The sequence below is a fragment of the Pseudomonas sp. TH37 genome (genome assembly GCF_016650735.1).
GTDB classification, from domain to species: domain Bacteria; phylum Pseudomonadota; class Gammaproteobacteria; order Pseudomonadales; family Pseudomonadaceae; genus Aquipseudomonas; species Aquipseudomonas farris.
On sequence record NZ_JAEKFD010000011.1, the window covers coordinates 174,875 to 195,740 of the forward strand.

The window sequence follows — 20,866 nt, forward strand, 5'->3', positions numbered from 1 at the left end:
TATCCCTGCCTGCGGCCAATAACTACGCCAGTGGTTTCAGCGTTAAAGTCATAAGACATAGTTCTAGTCCCTTAAATAATTATCGGCTTGTCATTGTTAGCATTGCTATCTCGGCCATTAGGCTTCGACGAAGTTTCAAAGGAGGGCGACCCTCCACCGAATCCGCTAGGCCCTTCATCAGCCCCACCGGACGGAGTAACCCCCTGCTGGCCTGAGCTGAGCAACATAGGCGCACTGCTCGGGCCGCCGCCACCACCACGCGGGCCACTCGGTGCATTCCCGGTAGAGCCGTCGCGCTGTATACCGTCCGGCTTATCCGCCCCGACTTTTTGACCACCACCACCCAAACGACTTGGGCCATATTTCTCTGTGTAAGAGCGCATCTCACCCGTGGCTTGCGTAGACCCCATAGAGTCGATGCCAACGCCGATCCATTTCAAGACCACATCCGGCAAAGTCTGCGAAAGCCCAAAGATCATGTAGATGACAGGCAGCAACAACAGGCCGTACATGATGAGCCAGTTGCGCCATTGGAAGAACTCAACAAACCAGCCCAAAGATTCCGCACTGGTCACGTTGGCCGCGTGCATCGCCCAAAACGCTTTACTGATATACAACAGGATCGGATTTGCTATAGCCATTGCTGCAAACAAACCGAAAACAATCAGTACAGGTCGAGCAAACAACGACAACAGCATTAAATAACCTTGGGTCTGCGAACCGACAAACGAACGCTCTGGCGTCATGTGCATCAGCGCCCAAAGTGGCGCGGCCACAACTGATTGCAGAACACCAAGAACCCATCCGACCACGGCAATAATGAAAATGCTATAAGGCAGGGATGGCAGAAAAACACCGAAGTAAAATGCTAATACTCCGACCCAACTAGCGACTTCAACGAGTGGCGTTAAGAAATTATAGATCACCCATTCAAGCAATGTATCAGCCAACGGGGTTGCATCAATACTAGTTCCGAAAAACGATACTGAACCAACCCCAGCAGCTACCGCTTTAGCGCCTGATAGAGCGGTATGCACGATGCGATTTGTTGCTACAGCGGACGCCTGCATGAGTGCCAGAACATCGCCAGTCGTCTTGATCCGGGCAATTGCATCAACATCACCGTCCGTACCAATTAGCGTGGCCGTAACTCGCTCCATGCCCCAGCCGATGAAGTTGCTCATGATGCTGTCGCCGCGACTACCTAAGGTATCAATATTTAAATCATCCAGCGATGACGGGGCTAAAGCCGCTTTAATGTCTGCTGCATTGGGCGTTACGGGCTGCTTATAGCTTGAACCATCAAGCGACTTACTAATAATCGCCTGATAAACCGTCTGATAGCTGCTCAATGCCAACTGGCCCGCAGCGTCTCTGGGCAACATATTGAGGTTTGGCTGCGTTGCAACAGCTACAGGCTCCGCAAACATAGTCCCCATCTCTTGCCGAATACCAGAGAGACGCTGATAAAAACCCCCAGCCATCGCCCAGCCGTCTTTAGTCACGTCATCGACGTACTTCGCCATTATTTGTTGTAGCGTCGTATCGTTCGTCATTTGCGACGTTAGATTTTGAGTAAGCGTATTTTGGGCTTGATTGATAATGGTGTTAAAGCGGTCACTGTTAACGGTGTCCCAGCCAGTCTGAGTTAGGTCGCTGGGCCAAGTGTTCACCCATGCATCAATATCGGCCATCACCTTGTTCATGGCGACTATCTTGGCGTTAAGAGCAGCATGGCGTACCGCCTGCATCGCGGCTTTGTTACTGGTGATCGTAGCGGGGTCGAAAATAGAACCCGTAGAGGTCGAGGTTGTCACCAACTCCGCAGGAGTGCTAAAGCTATAGACCTTGATCGACCCACAAATTGGGGTGCCACCGCCAAGGTTGGTAACCGCATTGCGATCCTTGACGAGATAAGTCGCAGCCTGTCGGCCGATGCCGTCATCCACCTTGTAGTCAGGCGTGGAAAGCGCGTGTACAGCAGCAGGCTGGTCAAGCGAGCCGTAAATGGCATTCAGTGACCGGGCGCACCAGCTCGACGCCAAATAGGCTTGGCCGAACTGGCGAATGTCGTACAGCGGGTAATTGGGGTTAGGCTTCGCGCCGCTGCCAAACCCAAGCTGGCTGCTTACGCTGCTGAGAGAGCCGTTGACGATCCCGTTTTCAACACCGGATTTAAACACGCCATTGGCAAAGCCAATGCCCCAAAGTCCAATCGTCAGCACGATGATCTGGATAAATGAATAGCCGCTTGATGCGGGCAGTAAGGCCCCACCGCCAAACACGATACGCAAGGGAGTCCAAAGCGTGCTCCATGCCTTGCCCATCGCTTCGCCTTCATTGGCCGTGTTGGCGACGCCGACAATGGCGATATACGAAACGAATAAGGAGGCCAGCACCATCAGGCCCGAGTTGTATTGCACGAACATCGAGGCCAGCACGTTAGAGCTGGCAGTAACGGTTTCCGGGTCGCTGCCTTGTGCCAAAGAGTCAATGACCGGCCCAAAGACCGCTTGAAGCACTCCAACACTTGCGTCTGAGCAACTGCTCGCGCCGTCCGTAGTGCCGCACGGTGAAAAGGGCATGCCTGCCATTTGTAGAGCCTCGTGGGATATTTACAATTAAGTCTATAGGTCAAAAACCTCCTTTAAAATACGGGAAAAATTCGCACATGGACTATAGTCCATAACTTTTGGAAAACGCCTCATTAACTAGCTGATTTTATTGGTTTAAATATATTTTCAGCAACGCGAATAGACGCTAAAAAAAGCGATCACAATAATGTTTATTAAAAATTGGGCATAACTTAGACTCAGGGCATTCCAGAACTTGCTAGCAGAGATGGCAAAATTGAGATTTAAGCTGAAGTACCAGGACAGCAAAACACTAGGCATCCAGTACATCGGCAACCCTGTGACTTGTTTTCGCCTCCTGAATGAAACGACAAAAAGCGGCAATCAAAAGCAAAGCTACGTCTGCACGATTAGTCGATGGGACACCGAGCTACCGGAGCATGCTGTCCGGTTACTGACAGAGGTTGAAATAGGGGAGTGGAAAGCGTGGAAGAAGTCCCACGATGCTGGATTCAGACGCAAGCAACTTGAGGCTTCGCTGGATGCCTTGCCGCTCACATTGCGCTATGCGGCGGCGGCGCTGGCTGAGAGCGCACACACCGTCAAGGAGGTACAAAAGACCGCCATCTGGTCGGCCCTGGACGCCTTCACACGAGCCTTGGAGAAGGCCGGAGTGGAGCGACCACCACGAGGGCGCGGTCGCCCGCCTGCAATGGACCTACCTGCGCCAGAAGAGGGGCTGCCCATAATGTCTAACCTCGATCAGCTCGGCTCCCCACTTGAGTGTGCATACCGCTCCCTCGTAGAACGCTACAAGGCCTTACAAGCGCGCAGTAAGCTCGCCAACGAAAACGAAGACATTGCTTAGCAGCCACGACGGGTGTTCAGTTGCTCGCGCATCCACTGACCATCCCGCCTCATCTCTGCCCGCAGTTCATCGACCTGTTCAGGCAGCAGCGAAAACAACGACCGCAAGGGTGGCTCTTTGGTCATGCGCTGACCATCTACCCTTTCCGGGTCGAACTGCTCTCTATCGAATGTCATACCGTATACCTCTACATATTCAAAATGTGCCGGGCACTCACGACCCCAAGGATCGTGCACCCATAAATCACCCAGACCGTCCCGGATGACGTAATACGCGCCGGGATCATTCCACACCATGAGCGGCAGAACAGCGTGGAACTCCTGCGCGTCCGGGTCGAACCGCCATGCATACTTCATTCTTTCTAACATGATCCAGCCCTCATATATCCAAGTCCGGCGTGTCTCGGTCGAGTGAGTTTTGACGCTCCCGCTCCTGCTCTTCCTGTCGCTGCTGCAATCGCTGAGTCTCGGCTTGTCGAGCGGCTCGCTGATCGTGCTGGCTCGGTGGAGGCTCGCTATCTAGGTGAAAATCCATTAGTGTCTGCCTCGCATAATCGCGCATCTCTGTCCAATCAATGACCGATGAATCGTGTTCTATGATCGCCCGCTTCCAAGCATCATCTCTAAACTTAACGGCATCGGGATGATTGCTATTTAAGTGCTCGCGCCGCGCCGCCAATGGCCGGGTCACATTCTTGTCAAAATCTTCGTCCCACTGCATGGCCTTGCCTTTCGCCATATGTCGACCAATAAAGCCGCCCGCCTTCTCCGGGTCTGGACGTTCGCCCAACGACTCCCGGAATGTACAATCCAGCTTAGACCGATACCGAATTATCTCGGCATCGATTGCTTCCATCTCTACATAGTCACGGACTGGCCGGACCGGCTCCCTTGCTGATAAAACTTGTTTTGCCGCGTCTCGCACCATTCCAGGCTGCTGGGTTGCTATCTTGGCCTCCGCCTGCGTCCGCAAAACATCGACCTGCTTTTGATCTTCCACAACGCGCTGCCGCTTTTGGTCTATATCGGCCTTGATAGCGTCCTTACGTCGTTGCTCAAGCTCAGGATCGGCAAACCGTACGTCTAGCCGCCGCTCAGCCGCCACCGCAAGTACACGATCCCAGAATTCTTGATCGCCATGCACGACTACAGCTCCGAATTTTTCTTTCGCAAGAAGCAGGCCCATCTCGATGCTGTCCGCATCGTTGTGGCTGTCATTGTTGAGGGTGATACGCCGCCCTTCATCTCGGAACGCCAGGCGGTTATTAATCAAATAGTTCACCGAACCTGTAGAACGATCGACAGCCCATGTAACGCGCTCCGAAAGCCTCGTAGGCCACACCGGGTCAAGATCACTATCCGAAAAAGCTGAAAAATATGCCCGCTGTGCGTTCGCAATGTCTGGCTCTTGCGGATGCTTGCCCTTCCGCTTGTCTGCGTGGGCAAAGCCCCGAAGCTGCGATATGGCTGCGAGATCGCCTGCCTCTGCACGATCCCCCACCCAGTCCCGATAAGATGGATATTTCTCTTTTCGTAGACTGGCATTTTCAGCCTTGAATATGACTTTTAATTCGTCTCGTTTGGCCGCAGCAGTAAACGCTGCGACCGATAGAAGTGCTCTGCGATGATTGCCGTCTAGCCCACTTCGACGGATGGCTTCCCGTTCTGCCCTAAGTCGATCAGTGAGAGCTTTACGGCGCAATTTCTGGGTGTTGGCTAGCTCAGCCTTAGCCGGGGCTTTCATGGCCTTCCACTCAACGACAAAACCGTCATATTTTCCGCGCAGCTCTGCGCGTTCTTTGGCGCGCTTCTCGCGGTTTTCGGCACGCTTAGTGGGATCACGCAATGGGCGATGCTTGCTATAGGTCTGATTCTCTACCGCCTCCCGGTCAAAATACCTGGTTTCAAGTGGCTCGTATGGGCCAAGCTGCTTTATAAGTTTTCCCCCTCCCAACCCCATGTCAGATGCCTTGATCGGAGCTTGAGCGGGATCACGTACCGACGCCACATAGAAAGCGTTGTTTCGTTCATTTGCTGGTCTTAACTCAAGTCCATGAGTGGCTAGTATGGTATGCAACGCCTGCCACGACGCCTTGGCGGATTTCATTAGCGCCCCGGCATCATCTTTGGGCTGGCCTTTGGCATAGCCTGCTAACGACTCATTGCCACTGTGAACCTCAAACTGCCGGGCCTTCTCTGGCAGATCTGCGCGCGTCCCTTCCCGTGCCTTGAACCGGTTTGCTGCACTCGTATGGGTCCAATCTATAGACTTCTTACCGTCAACCTCTCTGACAGAAAAAGGCCCATTATCGTGTTTCCACCCTTGGTCAATTTCGATCTGTCGCATTGCCTTATCTAAGGTGAATTTCGAAAACGACATTTTCGGTACTCGGTGCGTATCCGGGTGAACCTTATTCACCATGATATGCAAGTGCGCATTGTCGGTATCACGGTGTACAGCCGACAGATACTCGTGGCCGTCGAGCCCAATAGCGGCGAGCGCAAATTTACCCGCATCAAAAGCTTGATCGTCGGTTGGGGACTCTCCTACTGACCAGCTCAGAACAAGGTGCATTACCGGGTCTTTCGTGCGCGTACTACGAACAGAAGTACCCCACATTTCAATCCACGCAGTGTCTTCAGAAAGGCAGTTTGTTTGCACTGCCACTGCTCCAACTGTGACTTCCCCAGTCTCAGGATCAACACCATCTCGAAGACTGTTAATGTACTTAGACAAACTACGAAAGCTTGTTTTTCCATCGCTTCGACGACCGCCAATTTTAGCGATCATCGCTGTCCGCTTCCTCAATGTCTGGGGCTATGCGTTTAAGTGCCAATGCCGCCTCGTCAACGGCATATTTAAACGCAATCAATATCTCCGACGTCTGCTGTGAATAGGCACCACCACTGCTATTAAATAGCTCTTTTTGCAAGCCACCTAAACTACGCAATTGGGCGGCAAACGTCTTTATGTCTGCACAGATAATACGGTCTGTTTGATTCCGTATACGGCGATTCAATCCGGCGCAACGAATAAACATCGACAACGATATGCCTGCATCCTCGGCTTTAACCTTTAGCGCGTCTGCCTCTTCGGGCAGACAGCGAGTGTGAACGACCACAGTCCGCTTCCTTGTATTCGAACCAGAACGACCATTTGAGGCCATAACAAACTCCGCTTCTAGTGGCCGCACAGCGGCAGGGGTCTCGGGGCACAGCCCTGAGCAGGGCAGGTTAGGGGCGATGACGAGCGGAGCGAGGAAGAACCCCGGTGAGATACCAGCACGAAGTGCGCGGTAGCTCAAACCACACCCTGTCCTCGTATTTGAAACTAAATTGGAGTACGAAGAGTGTCAACACGCTTATGGATATTCAATATATACCCACTAACGCCACACTTTCGCCACAATGTTTCTACACTCTTTCCAAATCAACTAAATAACTATCACAATCTAACCACAATCTAACCACTGACTAGCCGTACTCTTACCGAGGTCTCGCCACAGTCTCACCGCAATCAAACCACAGTAGAGCCACAGTAAAGCCACAATTTGAATAACTAGAAAAAACTCGAAATTTTAGATACGATCCATACTCCAGCACGTTTCGTATCAGCAGTATCTAGTGAGGGCTGCAATCGACCCATTGCAGTCATTCATCCCTGAGCCTTTCCCGCGCCATCTTAAGAATGTCGGCGTAGCTTCCTTCCATAGGAAGGTGTTTTTCAAACACGCAGCAAGTGTTCCAGAGAGCTCGCTCCTCAGCTTGGTCTTCGATGAATAGGGTACGCGAGTGTGTTTACTGTCGTTCGTGACCACTCCGCAATATTTCCACCACATCGGTTTTTCCAACCGTTATCCAGGTGGTTACGGCGAGAAAATGGTCTTGGTCGAGCAGATGTTGAGGCCCGTGCCGGGCGATCTGCCGGCGTACATCGCGGCGTTGACCTAGCCCCTTACCGTCTCGGTACACGCGTTAACGCGTCTGCTCCAGCCTGCCGTCAGGGGGATCAAACGATAAAGTCGCGCTCTAGTTCGCTCACCGAGGCTTTTACCGCAGAAATGGTGCCGTTTGATTCTGGGGGGGCGTAAACAATCGCAGTATTCAAATCATGAAGTTTCGCGAGCGCAAGGAATACCTTCAACTTGTATTGCGGCATGCCGTAAACCGACCATAGCTCCCGATCCTTAAGCTTTGCTAAGTAAAGTTCTGCATACCTTTTCGATAAAAATAAAGGGACTGTGGGTCGGCCGTCGGCCACTGGAGCATGGTAGCTTCCAGTACTGTACTGGGTTGGACTATTACTCCGCTCAGCGATAATCCAGAAAGGCTCGCCTAGTAAATCAGGTTCATGCAGTCCAGAACTGATAAGCTGCCGACCTACTAACTCTGGAAGTGATGGCAGGTCGTCCGCGGCGAGTAGTGATATGTTGTGTCTAGCGGCTACCATCTCAACACCTGCTTGGTAGCCAGATCGAGACACAACTATTCCAATAACATCATGTCCGATGTTTTTAATTTTCTGGTGAAATTCGAGGATTTTTCCTTGGTCAATGGGGCGCTTCCAATCTTTACACTCGATAGCTACCCTATGTCGAACGCCGACCCTCGAAAATTCATAGTATACATCAACTTCATAACTATCGCCGGTGGGTAGTTGGAAGGTGGTTCGGCGAGATACTTGTGTTTTTTCGCCGCGGAGATTGAGTAGCGTGCTGTAGACGTACTGGACGTAACTCTCAAAATCCTTGCCCGTATTTTGTATCTTAGACATTTTTCACCGTGAGTTAGGTGCGATGTTTAAATTTCTTGGTCAGGCGCACTCTTAAAAAATTTTCAAGTGTGAGCTCGCGGATTAATCGTGAGCTGTTGTTTCAAATCGTGCCAAGCTTTGAGATATTCTTTGAGCCCTTCCTTTTCGAAAAAGGCGCGATCCTCTAGCAGTTTTAGTATGCCCCATCCAGAATATGCTTGTGCTATGCATACTAAGTTCAGGAATCTAACGGGCATCGTATAGTTACAGATTTCTATATATTTTTCCTGGTGGCAGGGAGGATGGTGATATCACCTTACCATTATCCATGGCATGACGATCCTTGGGATACCTATTTTCGATGACTACTAAGGCTCACTAGCTACACCTGGTTGTTCATGTCTCAGAGCAGGAATCACTGATGCCCAGTAGACCGAACTGTCTTACTGAGACCAAAAACTCACATTGCGCGATATTCCACTATGGGTGCGTGATTTCGCAGGGTTTTTGACTGGCTTACAGAGATACACTCAAATCTGAGTACATCTCCAGGAGCCACTATGTCTGTCATCGATTGGCCGATAGCTGCCTTTCACCAAGGGCAGCTACCAACCCACAGCAGCCGATGAGAGTGTCTACGAAATCTGGGGCGATTCACTGCTCGAAAATTTTTTTCTCAGAAATCGTCTCGACTTGCTTTACACCAAGGGCGTTTCGGGCCCATTGAATCCGACGAGAAAGCAAAGAACCTGCCACGCCTGGCTGACTACTGCTGTTGACGCCAACGCCAAATTGACCCACGTGCTGGCGCAAGACTAACCCACCTCCATACCGGTACAAATCCAGTAAAGGTAATGGTTCGCGAGAAATCAGACCGGGCCAGCGATATCTCGGCAACTGGGTCAATTCGACGTCGGCTCCAACAGTCCAGCGCGAAGCGATATACCCCCAGGAACCTGGTGTGCTACAGAGTGAACCAATTAATTGCAGTTGCCGTTTCTGAGCCTGATTTATTCGCGCACTCTTTGTTCCAAAGCGTAGTAAAGCCATCCATATCATCAGTCTTAAATCTTTTGCCATCTGTAGAAAGGACAGCATGGCCCCGATTTACACCGCCGAAGCCATTCTTTGCTCGGTAGTTATAGCAAACCGCTCCGCTGCCATCGATAACTAAAGCTGACTCCAGCTTAAAACTATCCGGATCACGCATCGTCTTCTTCAATAGAACAGCGCCAGCAGCGGCTCGTTGGGTGGCTGCATCTTCTTTTTTCTTTACAGCAAGTTCTTCTGGCGTCATCGACCTTGGAGCAGCACTCTCATGGCTTGCGCCTATAAAGATGCTGGCAAGCATCGGCAAGCCGATGAGGATAGCGAATAGCCATGTGACAAAACTAGTTTTGCGCTGCTTGAAACCACAGTGAGGGCATACCTCAGCCGTCTGACTCTTGTCCTTGCCGCACTCTTTGCACTTGATGATTGCCATTGCTGAACTCCCTTGCACTTAATTAGGCGACATACGGTGTCAAGTTCATCGGTTGCACCATGTTTCCCTCGGCCCGTCTTGATCTAGTCGCGTCAAGGCGCAGCAGGGGTGAAGGTATGCCCGTCTGCGAATTCAGCGTAGCAGGGGACGCCGCCTATGCCCCGGAAGCCGGCCAACCGGCAGTTTTTGGATAGGGCCTTCCGGGGATCGGCGGATGCACGCTCCCGCGCATCTGAGCCAGCGTGGGTAGCTTCTCGTTCGAAACCCGATGTAGGTGTCGATGAGGGGACTCGAGATCCAGGGGGAATATTCGAGGAGGATCAGACCCAGCGGCTGCTACAGGTAGGGCTTAAGTGCACTTTCTGTTCCGTTGCTCCCCAAACCCCTCAACCTGGTAACAGCTGCTATCGTACTGTGGAACACTGTCTACCTGGAGCGGGCCACCCAAGGGCTGGCTGATGCCGGAAGGCCGGTGAATACCGAACGATTTCGCCAATCTGGTGCGTCGACCAGTTGAATCCACAGCCGTTCTCTGCCGGTCGTCACTTCGGCGTGTGCTGGTCAAGTCGAATGCAAACGGTTGGTCAGCACGGATGCAATTGACTGGTCTGTGGCAATGCAAATGGGTGGTCAAGTCCATGCAATTGCGCACGAATATCTGCGAATGGTTGTCAGGGAGATTTTTGACACGGGCACTCTTGTCTCTTCAGTATCCTCAATTAATGCAACGACTTGCTCTTTTGGATGTGGGGAAAGATCGGGGTATTCATCTGCTAGGTATTCGATAACCGTATCTTCATCCCAGGGACCGAGCGAAGTCACGTAGTCAGGGTACTGATTTTGAATCTCTCTCCACGATGGGTAAGGGTGCTTGGAGAGCAACATGTCTGTTTGAGTGTAGATAATTTGAATCTGCACAAATCTATTTTCCGTATCTAGACAGCGATCTGAGTCGGGGCCAAACGAGTGTAAATCCTTTTCGTGATGGTATTCCGGCCGGCGACTTCTGGCCGAAAAAAGACGTGGGTTGAGCGTCCGCTTCTGGCCGCTTTCGGTGGCGCTGCTTACGGTGACTGCATCGAATTGCGAATGAATTGGGTGAAATCGGCAAGGATGGCTATGCTGCATTAAAAGAGATCTCGCGTAGCGGTTTACTACTAAGCTCTCCAATCTTAATGTATAGACTTAAAGCAGATATGGATAACTTTGATGCCGACCTACTCAGCGTTTGATATAGCAGCTCGGGGTTCGTCATGATTAACACTCCGCGCGCGATCACAATGGCCGCATCTGCCAGCTTAAGCATGGAGCGCAAAGTTAGCACTTGCATTTTTACATCCATAATGACGCTTGCTTTATCGTTGTCAGGATGCGACAACACTGAAATTAACGCGCCACCTAAAAACAAGAAGAAAACCAATGAAGAGCATGAGCTCTCTCAATTTTATATGCAAACAGCACTTATGCACGCCGACAAAATCCAGTTGGTCGAGGAAGTAGTAGCGTCGGGATACTGCAATAGTGGATGTTTCGATGAGGTTTATTTTGTACTAAAAAATGGCTATGTATCACTCGACATCAAGACCCGACAGATTGCTATCCTCCTAAAAGACAACGGGGTCACAGGGTCAGAAAATATTGGGACTAAGAAAAATACCGTGGATTATCAAGCGCAACAAAGACCCTATTATTACGCGGCTGACCCGGCAACACTTATTCCGCAACTGCCATACGATTTAATAAAGATTTTGCTTGAGAGCGGCAAGCTTGACTCATCCAGCCTAAACAAAAACATAGGAGGAGTCGTCAGCGAATTTTTTCGGTCAGACAATAAAGAAAATCAATTAAGTGATGATCAAACAATCGAATTACTTCAGCTGGCAGAAAGTCATGGAGTCAATATTTCCAATCCGAACTACGGAGGTAGCGCAGCGTGGCCTGACGCCGCCTTAAATTATGGAAAACCCAAAACATTCCATTTTTTAATCGACAAAGGGTGCCCTATAGGAAAGGATTATACCTACTTTTCTTATACTGGATTGATTTCGAAGCTCGGAATTCAAGCGGACCCTAAACTTGAAATATTCAGACTTATTAGAAAGCTTGGCGGCAACCCAAAATACCGCGACGGCAATGGCTTGAACGTTCCAGAAAGTGCCATATATTATAATTCAAATAACCAGAAATTAATTATTAACATTTTTGCGCGCGCTGGGGTTTCAGTAGACAAAAATCGCATCAAGAAGTCTAGGGATAGTTGGGATGACTATATTTCATCGCGCCGAAAGGAATGCGCCAAACTTGCAGAAAGGTGGGATAGAACTGTTATAAAAGGCGTAATTACCGGGCATATTTCCGAAAGCGAGGATTTCAGAATGCCGCTTTACTGTAGGGAATTTCAGTGAGGTTTACCTTAAAATAGAAAAAGTATTTATTGTTTTAAGACCTGCGGAGCAACAAGAACATCGTGCACGACGCTGTCGAAGGCTTCAGCGAGAACGATACTCAATGGGCGATTCATCGCGTTTTCTTATGCACCCACGTCTTGGCGTGAAAACAGTAGCGATTCCCAGGAACCGTAGCCAGGACCAACGCATTCACGCGGTTCGCCCCAATCAGTCGAAGTGAGCTTGGTCAACCATGACCAACACAAACTATGTTTGGAAGATCGTCGGTAGCTGAGCGAGCTATCGGCTAACCTTGCCGGATTTGGCATTCAGGTACACCTTGTTGCTCAGAGTCATGCCGCCGCAGTAGGTGAAGTACACGTCTTGGCCACGATTGGTGGAGGCCATCCAGCCGCCCATCTCTTTGAAGTCGCCTTCTGTGCAGGTGCCGTCGTTGATCAGCTGGCGCGCTGCTTTGGTGAACTGATCCTTGTAGATTCGGTAATCATCGGAGCCTTTGATCAGCGCATCATCACCGCTCGCGTCCTCGTCCGGGTTTGTAGGTCGATTTTGGCTCAGATCCTTATTCTGTATCCATTCAGCGAACAGCCCATTTTTGATGCCATTGGCGGTGGTGCAGGCTTTATTGTCCTCCTTCACGTACTCACTTTCCCCCTCTACACAGGATGCTGAGTAGGCTTTGGTAATTCGACTCCACATACCCTTGGTCTCCAGCACATCGACACCTTCCCGGAACATCAGATGCCCGACCACACCACATTCTGTAGAAGGGCAGGTATGGCGGTCGGTACGCTCAGTGGTCACCCACTGTTTGTCCTCAGCCCAGGCATGGGTTGAAAGTGCGGTAAGTGCTGCACATAACATGAAGCCATGGATGACATGTCCGTTGTTCAATTGATTACTCCTTGGTGGTCGGGATCGTGCAGGGAACCCGTCAACTGGATAATGCCAATGCAGGCTGCCCTCTGCTTTGGTTTTGTTGGTCTCGCAGGCAGTGCATAGTGACTTGACTATGATAGCGTGAGTGTTGTGCGGTGATTGCCATTTGGGGGAATACTGATGCAGGCAGTAGCCCTCCCTGACGGGCAGGTACCAGCCAAGGGGCGGTCAGTCTTCGAAAGCCAGTCTCCCCCTTTCCGATAATAGAGCGCGCGCCCGGCAGCAATCTTGACCATTGCGGCTATCATCAATGTCACTGTACTTTTTACGATTAAGTTCAGAAATGGGAAGCGTCACAGCAGTTTGCGGTGTCGTCCAGCCTTCTTGGGGGTTGCATCATGAAATGGACTTCGCACTTAGCACTCGCGGCCCTTTGTACCACCATCGTCCAAGCTGCGGATGTGTACAAATGCACAACCCCGGATGGTCGTGTGGTTTTCTCGAACTCCGGATGCGGAACCGCAAACGGGAGCGCAGAACTACAAGAACTGAAAATCAACAACATGGGAGAGCCCATCAAACCATCTTCTGGGCAACGGAAAACCCAAAGCGTGGATCCGGATTCGTCTCATAACTCGCCGACCGTAGTCCAAGATTCCGCCGATGAAGATACAAGGGATGGTCGTGTCAAGCGACGCTTAAGGGCTCAGGAGGAGTATCTCGACAGTCTGAAACCGAAAATCCCTGGCGTGACGGTGATCAAGAATAAGGGTAGCGAAACCAATCACGAAAAATCGATACGTCTGAGAGAGGAGGCTCGAGAACTTTACTACCAACACTAATTGTTTTGAATGACGAGTTTGAATTGATAGTCTCGCGTGACCGGACTTCGCGCGCTGCTCAAGCGCCTATCTAGCGAACAAGTGATACCGCAATTTCGGTCCATGGAGGCCATCACCTTTTCGTGTTTCTCTCTGGGCAATGTCGCGTTTGCCGTGTTCACGTCTAAGCTAGATAAGGACTTACAGACCGACTAGAAGCGTTATACGACACGCCACCGCGACACGGTTTGCCGTCTATAAGGAATTGGACGCTAATGCGCCGAAATGAATCGAATACCATGAGAGCGCCTGTGATGCAGCTAGTCGCAATCGCCTTATGGTCACTTGCTTGTGAGTGCTCATCTGCAATGACCTTTGACGTGGTGGCCATGAAAGGTGAACCCGCAATCCTGGGTCGCGGTGGGATTGTGGCTGGAGATGCAACTCGCTTCAAGGCTGCTCTGACGCCGAATGCCAAACATTCGTATGGATACTACACATTGGTTCTGGAAAGCCCTGGGGGCAGTGTTCAAGCTGCGTTTGCGCTATCCGGGGTTATCGATGCCAACTACGTAAATACCTATATAGCTCCAGGCGGGAGGTGCATCTCCGCTTGCGCCGCAATTATTTTCATTGCTGGACGAGAGCATGTAGCCGTTCCTGGTTCATACCTCGGGTTTCATGGCTGCTTTAATGCACAAACAAGAAAAATCGAAACTCTCTGCAACGACGCGATTGCGGAGCATGCAATAGCCCATGGGACAGCATACGGTGCAGTGATGGCTTTTATCGAGAAGATCCCATCCGACGAAGTTGTCTGGATTAGCGGCAGCGAAGCGGATTGCTGGGGAATTAACCGGTATGACATCAGTCCGAAACCTGTGAACTATTTGCAGTGCGTCACGAACGCTCTGAAGGATCTCCGTCGATGAGTAAGCACGCCGCATTCTGTCGAGGGAAGCACGTGCGATTACAAGCTAAGCTTTTCACCATTCTTGCGATGCTGGTCGCTCGCTCAGCGATTGCTCAAGATCCCGACGCGGCCCTGTCTAGGCTTTCTCCCGACGCACGCGATTGGGTCAATCGCTCATGTACTCGCAGCCTCGGGCCATCGCTCTGGTCTAGCTGCGTCGTGCGGGAAGCATCAGCTGCATCGCGTGGGAAACCAGACCTCTCAAGCCTAAAGCCGGAGCTACGAGCGTGGGTCATAAGTAGCTGCTCCGACTCCCTCGGTCCGTCCCTTACCATTAGTTGCCTCAACCGCGAGAAGGCTGCACTGGCAGACGGGCTGCCAAACATCTCGTCTCTTACCGAAGAACAAAAGCAATGGTTGTCGAGCTCCTGTTCCACATCACTGGGGCCTTCTCTCTTCCTGTTATGCGTTCAAAGAGAATCGGCTGCTCTTCGTGGCGAAAAATCCGCCTCCCCACAACCACGCGCAGCAGCGTCCCCTGCTCCGCGTCAGGGCTATAGCGCACCAAGCAAAGCTTCTGGGCGTGGGAGCTATGAAATCGAGGTAGCTCACAACGATGAGCTTTTCATCATCAACGGGGAAAAATTTGAAGCGCAAACGTATTGCCTGGGATGGGAAGAAGGAGACGAAGTTCTATTTTTAGAGGGAAGTCCGCTCGGTGCATGCTCAAGCGCAGAGCTTCTTAACCTGAGAACACGCGAAAAATGCGATGTATGGTGCGAATAGCTGTATCCAACAAACGGTCCCGACACTGCCTTGCCACCGCTTCGCTCCAGCAAGCCTGCGGCTGAACCTCTGCGTTATAAATGTCTGCAAATGGCCGTTCTGTGTCGGTCATCACTACGACGCCTGTTGGTCACGTGGAATGCAGTTTCCCACTTTCCGAAGAATCCCATTTTTTCAGCATTCACCGGGACTCGTTCATGAAGGAGGGGCAGCAGCCTATAACTGCCGTATTCGCATGACCCATTTGCAATCGACCTAACCAGCCATTTGCACCATATTTTACCCTGCACCCTTAGCAACATAACCGGCAGTGAACGGCCAGAAGCGTTCGTTCATCACGCCTCCCCACTTGCCAGTTGAACCTCTCTCACCCATTAAGCTACCCAGATCCCGTACTTAGGTGAATGCCGAGCTAGCCGACAGACGGAGTAAGAAATCCGTGCGATCAAGCAGGATCGGCTTCATCCTTCCTGCCAGCGCGCCACCTGAAGCTGAGCCTGTCATCGCGATCTATCACACACAGCCCAGACCAGATAGCCAACCAGAACTGCGCTGTCACAACCAGGGGTAGCGCCATGACCCAACCAAGACCTCGAAGAAGTGACTGCATGACTGGCTTGCGACGTGGACCTGTTGCGTAAGGCGAATACACACGATTTCTTGAGAGCCCAAAGCATAAACGCCAATACATAGCGAGTTCTCCCTTAGCAAACTTTATCGCATTACAGTTCCACCAATGACCCCATTGATACACCCATTCATCACTCATGAGCCAACTCTGGGTGAGGTAGGAACGCATAGAGTCATAAGGTGGCAGAACCTCACCGCTCGGAAGCCTCACAACACACTGCCGCAATTCGACTTCTTCAACAGAGAACGCTATTTGCTCTCGGGGTGCTCCAAGAAACTCCAGAACCGGAACATTCATCAAGTTCCAGACTATTGGGGTTCGGTCGACGTCGCATACTGAAATCTTGTCCTGATAGCGCACTCCGGCGCCACGGGCCTCGAAATAGAGATCCACATTTACCAAGCTTTGACCGGTCGATCTTAAGGCAAGCTGAGAAACATGGGGTTTGTGATCGGTAGGCTGCGCTAGCCTCAAGGAGTATTCGAGGTGGTTTCCTAATGGCTCCCACCGCGATCCGAGCCGATGGCGGGAATTCCATTTTCGATGTGATCCAACATAGGTCTTGTACAGCAATACCTTGGTAACACGCTGCCAAACCCAGGAAGCAGCTTTAACGATCAGGTTGAAAGGAATAGGCAAATCCAAACAAAACTCCAAAGCGCAACAACCCGAGCCGGTTGGCCTGAGCATCTTCTGTTTCAATAAACCATGAGACTCCCCTGAATGGCCAGTGGCAATTGGATGATCTAAATGGACATTCGCTCAACGCAGGCTGCCTCAATCGCGGTTTACAAATCGTCTCCCGAGAGACTCTGGCTGTAATGCTCACGAAGCTCCTCTGCCCACCCTGCCACCTGTTCCAAAAGGTGCTCGGCATGATTCAACGACACCGCAAACCTGGCATGTTCACTAAGCAGATTTGCAAGATTGATCCGATGCCCCTTCCTTTCCCAGGGACATTGCGAGCAATCGGGCAGGCCCTCCTTCAAGGACGGGCACCGCGTTGTACACTGATGACGAACGCCATTGGCCACTGACCCAAGTGAACGCGCGATTCCTAGGGCTGTCGTCGGAGTTACCCACCCACGCATTGTGGCTCATAGGCTCGAAGAACTCGCACAGGTCCGTTTCCGGCACTCCCCACTTGTGTGGGCATCAAAGCTCTTTGAATCGGTGAAATCATAAGACTCGTTGAAACGCAGTTTCAGGGTATCTGTGTGTGCCAGTGATTATTTGCGTTTCAGCGTGGATACGCCGCTTGAAAATATAGCAATTATCTAAGTCCGCTCACCCAGTCCTATCTTAAGTTTCTGCACTGCACCTGGCTTCCGGTCGTGACTGACGCCTCGCTTCGCTCGTTGTCGGCCTGACAACAAAGCCGGAAAGCTTCACTATTCCAGCATTGCTCTCCGGCTCAACTAAAAATCCGCATGCACTCTGTACAGCGACTGTTGGAGAATTGCACTCAAGCATTTTCCGCTGTGCTTCGTGACGGCAATCAGTATTTCCTTGCAGTCGATGCCATTGAGTTGACCGGACGCGGCCCTCAAAAAACATGCATTCGTTGAAGGCATATGACGGCCTAAACGTTTTGTATTTTTTGATTCAGCCAGCACGCAAAGGCGCCCGGTTGAATCCCGGGCCGACTTGCCGGTTTGGGTCAATTTATCCGGGTCTTAGCGCCCGCAGAGTGGCCGGAGGCCAAGGCAGGGGCAGCTTCTTCGCCCTAAGCCGCTTAGACAGGCTTTCTCATCGCCTGATAGGCGCCGCTCTCCGGCTTGCGGCCCCTCCGGTACCGCAGATATCTGATGTACACCGGATTGCACACCCTGAGAGCTACCTGAACGGGCTTGCTGTTTCAGGGCCGAAACCGGCTTAGGGGATGCTGAGTTGACGTGTCTATTAGTCTCAGGCGCAGTTTCAGGACTCACCTTGAGCACGCTCACGGTCGCCGGTTTGGAAACTTCAGTCATGATGTGTGCGTAGCTGGCCACGGTTCTTACAGAAACGCCGGCAAGAGTCGCAATCGCCGAACGCACCAGTGCTTTGCTTTGAGCCTGAAGCTGCCTGCAGGCGGCGCGGATCTTTGATTCCGTGGCTCTGTGTCGTATCTCATTGGTGCGCTTAGCGGCGAGGCTTTGCCGTTCAGCGAGCGATAGGCTCCGATCGAGCTGCATTGCGCCTCGATGGCAACGGCGGTCCCCGGTGTAGCGATCCCATGTCCAGCGGCCAACGGATTTGACAGTGGCGCGGATTGAAGACAGCGGCAGGTTTTCGGAAAACCCTTGTTTGAGAAAGCTATTGTGGTTGTAGGCATACGCATCGAGCGAGCGCATGAAGGACTCGAAAGAACCCAGCTCACGCTCGCGATTGACGATGCTGTAAGCAAAATAGCGCAGTTGCTCAAACAAGATGCAATGCCGCGAATGACTCACTTGGTCAAGTTTGGGACCGGTAGCCCACGGTTTGACAGTCAACTCCACAGCGCTCGCCAGTTCGCCCAGTTCGTACACGTGGTTGTGCAGTTCAGTCGTGTCCCACCAAGGATGACCTGGCGTCTTAGCAACCGGGCCGCCGTTGTAGTCGACGTCAGCATCGAGGCGAGCTGCAAAAGCGGCATAGATCGCTTTCATGAATTGAATCGGCTTGGGTCGAGCGCTCTCGGTAGTGCAGACCGAAGGGACTGCATAGTACAGGTGGGTATGACCACTCTTGCGATTGCGCACCATCAAGTTCGGTGCAGGCAAGCCAGCATCGTCCCAAATCAATGAGTTCGCATGATCGAGGTCGAAAATCAGCCACGACACCATGCCAGGGCGATTGATCTGCATATAGGGGTAACGCAGGGCGTACTCGCGAGGACGTATACGCGTCGCGGTTTTATCGTCACTGCAACGCGCCATGTAAGGCGCTTCCAGCAACACACGATTGAGTGCAGTACCATCTTCGAAAAAACGCGGAGGAGGGGTATGCGTACTGCTTGCTGACGGGTCCTCGTCCGCGTGATTTGAATCAGAGGGGGAGAGCCTGACGGCTTTGAGGTAGGTCATCCCTCACCTCCAACGCACCCTGGCTTGTACTGAGCAATCTGTCTAATCCGATTCAGTGCATACGTATTGCTTCCACCGTTATAACGATGAGACATCGGATTGAGTTTTATTGAATTTCCCATCGGGCACACTCGCCTCTTGTGCGTCAGAGCACACCTACTTGCGAACAGCAGGGATGGGGGCTAGGATGCTAACTTGTCGATAGTTGCATCGTATTGTGGTTCCTCAGCCGCCAAGCTGAAGAATGCGACACACCCCTGCTGTAGTCACCAGAAGCCCGCTTGCCAAAGCGGGCTTCTGTATTCAGGGGTTCTGCCGAGCGGCGGATTCGGCTATCGGGGGCCGTTTGGCTGCTTTGGATTCGAGCCAATGATCAAGATCATGCTCGAACCAGCCTACTATCCCGCCGCTTAATTGCACCGATGGTGGGAATGAAGGGTCGTTACGCTCCAGACGCCAAAGTGTTGAAGGGTTGATGCCCCCTAGCTTTTTACAAACGGCTTTCCGGCGAATGATCTGCATGACTACCTCTGCGCTTTATCAGTTGCATGCAGTGTCAGCAGCGGTCATTCCAAAGTCACGGAGTCTCATTTTATTATTTTCACATCTCGAAAATCCGTGATTGGCTCCCTCGATGAAGGACGCGGTACCAACCTGGCTTCTAGAGCTGCGAAGAGGGTAGCAAAAGCCAAAGTGTATACGAGGGTGACTATATTCTGCGGGATGGGGCACAACCCCCTTGCAGAACGGGACCTGCAGGCCAGACTTACGCTTTAACGTGTAAACACCCGCTCAAGAAAAAGCCGCGTTTAGACGCGGCTTTTTTGTGCCTCTTTTTTCGCGTATAAAACCAGCACAACAAAGGCTACGGCGGCTCCTTTTTCAGGCGCTGCCACCGTTATGTTCACACTCGGTACTTACTCCGATTGAAGAACATCGAAGCCCCCGCCCCCACTATCGCAATTGCAAAGATCCCGACATCGATGCTGCCAATGTAGGGCGGCAGCACAAATATCACACCAAAGCCCAAACCGACCAGAGCAATACCCAGCCATTTCCTGAGTACGTAGCTCCTTATGCAAGTGTACAACAGCACAATCCCCAGACCGGCCAACGCATACTGACTGTAGAGACTCATGGGCCTATGCCCCTTGGGACTTGATGATCATGGAAGACACCAAGCGCTGCGGTCCGATACCGCCGCTGACTTGAGCGTCCAGACTGACGATGACATCGCCAGCGTGATAGGCCGGTAACTTGCTCTTCACCAACTCTCGGCCCAAATAGCCTGCCGCCGGTCCGGTGGCGAGACCAATAATCGGCACTCGAGAGCCAGCCGCTGTAAAGATCCCGGCAGTAATGTTGGCAATACTCATGCGCTGGTCGTTGAGCAGGTCACCTTGCTTTCGGGTCAGCGGGTTGGAGATACCTGCCATCATCACGCAGGGCAGGTCTTTGGCGAGCATCTTGTCATACAGCTCGACCAGCAAACTGCTGACCTCAAAATGGGCCGATTTCGCTTCCCCGAAATGGAGCGTCCTGAGACCACCCCGGTCACTGGGGGTGACGCTGAAACGGGTGACGCTGAAGACAATGCCGTGATTGGCGATAAATTGATTCCTGTCAAACTCCACTGCTCGCGTCCTTATCGAGTCCAGAAAGGCGCGAAGTTTCCATCAGGACAGTGATTTGCGCAAACGGC

Annotated in this window: 18 protein-coding genes; 5 read left to right on the plus strand and 13 right to left on the minus strand. The window is 51.8% G+C overall.

The window, feature by feature from the left end:
* Positions 1 to 71: 71 nt before the first annotated feature.
* Positions 72 to 2,594, minus strand: coding sequence for a DotA/TraY family protein (locus tag JFU11_RS24305; protein ID WP_201062322.1), 2,523 nt, complete (start codon positions 2,592 to 2,594; stop codon positions 72 to 74).
* Positions 2,595 to 2,850: 256 nt separating this feature from the next.
* On the opposite strand from JFU11_RS24305, the gene JFU11_RS24310 reads away from it, so the two are divergent.
* Positions 2,851 to 3,441 carry a hypothetical protein gene (locus JFU11_RS24310; RefSeq protein WP_201062323.1) on the plus strand — a complete coding sequence of 197 codons (591 nt, stop codon included), beginning with the start codon at positions 2,851 to 2,853 and terminating at the stop codon, positions 3,439 to 3,441.
* Here JFU11_RS24310 and JFU11_RS24315 read toward each other — a convergent pair.
* Genes JFU11_RS24315 through mobA form a run of 3 tightly spaced genes read right to left on the minus strand, consistent with a single transcriptional unit; the run spans position 3,438 to position 6,562 of the window.
* On the minus strand, positions 3,438 to 3,797 hold the full coding sequence (locus tag JFU11_RS24315; RefSeq protein ID WP_201062324.1) for a hypothetical protein: 360 nt from the start codon (positions 3,795 to 3,797) through the stop codon (positions 3,438 to 3,440). The genes JFU11_RS24310 and JFU11_RS24315 overlap by 4 nt on opposite strands.
* 22 nt (positions 3,798 to 3,819) lie before the next feature.
* Complete coding sequence (traI, locus tag JFU11_RS24320; RefSeq protein ID WP_201062325.1) at positions 3,820 to 6,231, minus strand: TraI/MobA(P) family conjugative relaxase; 2,412 nt, start codon at positions 6,229 to 6,231, stop codon at positions 3,820 to 3,822.
* Positions 6,221 to 6,562: a plasmid mobilization protein MobA gene (mobA, locus tag JFU11_RS24325; RefSeq protein ID WP_201062326.1), complete on the minus strand. Its 342-nt coding sequence runs from the start codon at positions 6,560 to 6,562 to the stop codon at positions 6,221 to 6,223. The genes traI and mobA overlap by 11 nt, the downstream gene beginning before the upstream one ends.
* A gap of 670 nt (positions 6,563 to 7,232) precedes the next feature.
* Here mobA and JFU11_RS24330 point away from each other — a divergent pair.
* Positions 7,233 to 7,391 (plus strand): hypothetical protein, encoded by a 159-nt coding sequence (locus JFU11_RS24330; protein WP_201062327.1) that lies wholly within the window; start codon positions 7,233 to 7,235, stop codon positions 7,389 to 7,391.
* A gap of 58 nt (positions 7,392 to 7,449) precedes the next feature.
* Here the strand turns inward: JFU11_RS24330 and JFU11_RS24335 are convergent, their stop codons facing one another.
* The 3 genes from JFU11_RS24335 to JFU11_RS28210 all read right to left on the minus strand — a co-directional run bounded on the left by JFU11_RS24335 (position 7,450) and on the right by JFU11_RS28210 (position 10,804).
* On the minus strand, positions 7,450 to 8,214 hold the full coding sequence (locus tag JFU11_RS24335; protein ID WP_201062328.1) for a restriction endonuclease: 765 nt from the start codon (positions 8,212 to 8,214) through the stop codon (positions 7,450 to 7,452).
* Between the two features lie 943 nt (positions 8,215 to 9,157).
* Positions 9,158 to 9,676, minus strand: coding sequence for a zinc ribbon domain-containing protein (locus tag JFU11_RS24340; RefSeq protein WP_201062329.1), 519 nt, complete (start codon positions 9,674 to 9,676; stop codon positions 9,158 to 9,160).
* Positions 9,677 to 10,306: 630 nt separating this feature from the next.
* Positions 10,307 to 10,804: a hypothetical protein gene (locus JFU11_RS28210; RefSeq protein WP_201062331.1), complete on the minus strand. Its 498-nt coding sequence runs from the start codon at positions 10,802 to 10,804 to the stop codon at positions 10,307 to 10,309.
* A 125-nt stretch (positions 10,805 to 10,929) separates the two neighbouring features.
* Here JFU11_RS28210 and JFU11_RS24355 point away from each other — a divergent pair, with 125 nt between their 5' ends.
* The gene (locus JFU11_RS24355; protein ID WP_201062332.1) at positions 10,930 to 12,081 is read left to right on the plus strand and encodes a hypothetical protein; all 1,152 of its coding nucleotides are present in this window, start codon (positions 10,930 to 10,932) and stop codon (positions 12,079 to 12,081) included.
* 282 nt (positions 12,082 to 12,363) lie between these two features.
* On the opposite strand, the gene JFU11_RS24360 is transcribed toward JFU11_RS24355, so the two are convergent.
* Complete coding sequence (locus tag JFU11_RS24360) at positions 12,364 to 12,978, minus strand: hypothetical protein (RefSeq protein ID WP_201062333.1); 615 nt, start codon at positions 12,976 to 12,978, stop codon at positions 12,364 to 12,366.
* A 383-nt stretch (positions 12,979 to 13,361) separates the two neighbouring features.
* On the opposite strand from JFU11_RS24360, the gene JFU11_RS24365 reads away from it, so the two are divergent.
* On the plus strand, positions 13,362 to 13,805 hold the full coding sequence (locus JFU11_RS24365) for a DUF4124 domain-containing protein (protein ID WP_201062334.1): 444 nt from the start codon (positions 13,362 to 13,364) through the stop codon (positions 13,803 to 13,805).
* A 254-nt stretch (positions 13,806 to 14,059) separates the two neighbouring features.
* Positions 14,060 to 14,716, plus strand: a complete 657-nt coding sequence (locus tag JFU11_RS24370) for a hypothetical protein (protein ID WP_201062335.1) — start codon at positions 14,060 to 14,062, stop codon at positions 14,714 to 14,716.
* A 1,212-nt stretch (positions 14,717 to 15,928) separates the two neighbouring features.
* Here the strand turns inward: JFU11_RS24370 and JFU11_RS24375 are convergent.
* The 5 genes from JFU11_RS24375 to JFU11_RS24395 form a co-directional block, all read right to left on the minus strand.
* Positions 15,929 to 16,816 carry a hypothetical protein gene (locus JFU11_RS24375; protein ID WP_201062336.1) on the minus strand — a complete coding sequence of 296 codons (888 nt, stop codon included), beginning with the start codon at positions 16,814 to 16,816 and terminating at the stop codon, positions 15,929 to 15,931.
* Between the two features lie 974 nt (positions 16,817 to 17,790).
* Positions 17,791 to 19,164, minus strand: coding sequence for a replication initiation protein (locus tag JFU11_RS24380; RefSeq protein WP_201062337.1), 1,374 nt, complete (start codon positions 19,162 to 19,164; stop codon positions 17,791 to 17,793).
* A gap of 303 nt (positions 19,165 to 19,467) precedes the next feature.
* Positions 19,468 to 19,686, minus strand: coding sequence for an AlpA family phage regulatory protein (locus tag JFU11_RS24385; RefSeq protein WP_201062338.1), 219 nt, complete (start codon positions 19,684 to 19,686; stop codon positions 19,468 to 19,470).
* Between the two features lie 382 nt (positions 19,687 to 20,068).
* A complete protein-coding gene (locus JFU11_RS24390) occupies positions 20,069 to 20,302 on the minus strand; it encodes a hypothetical protein (RefSeq protein WP_123719100.1) in 234 nt (77 codons plus the stop codon).
* Positions 20,303 to 20,306: 4 nt separating this feature from the next.
* Positions 20,307 to 20,798, minus strand: coding sequence for a hypothetical protein (locus JFU11_RS24395; RefSeq protein ID WP_201062339.1), 492 nt, complete (start codon positions 20,796 to 20,798; stop codon positions 20,307 to 20,309).
* Between the last annotated feature and the right edge of the window lie 68 nt (positions 20,799 to 20,866).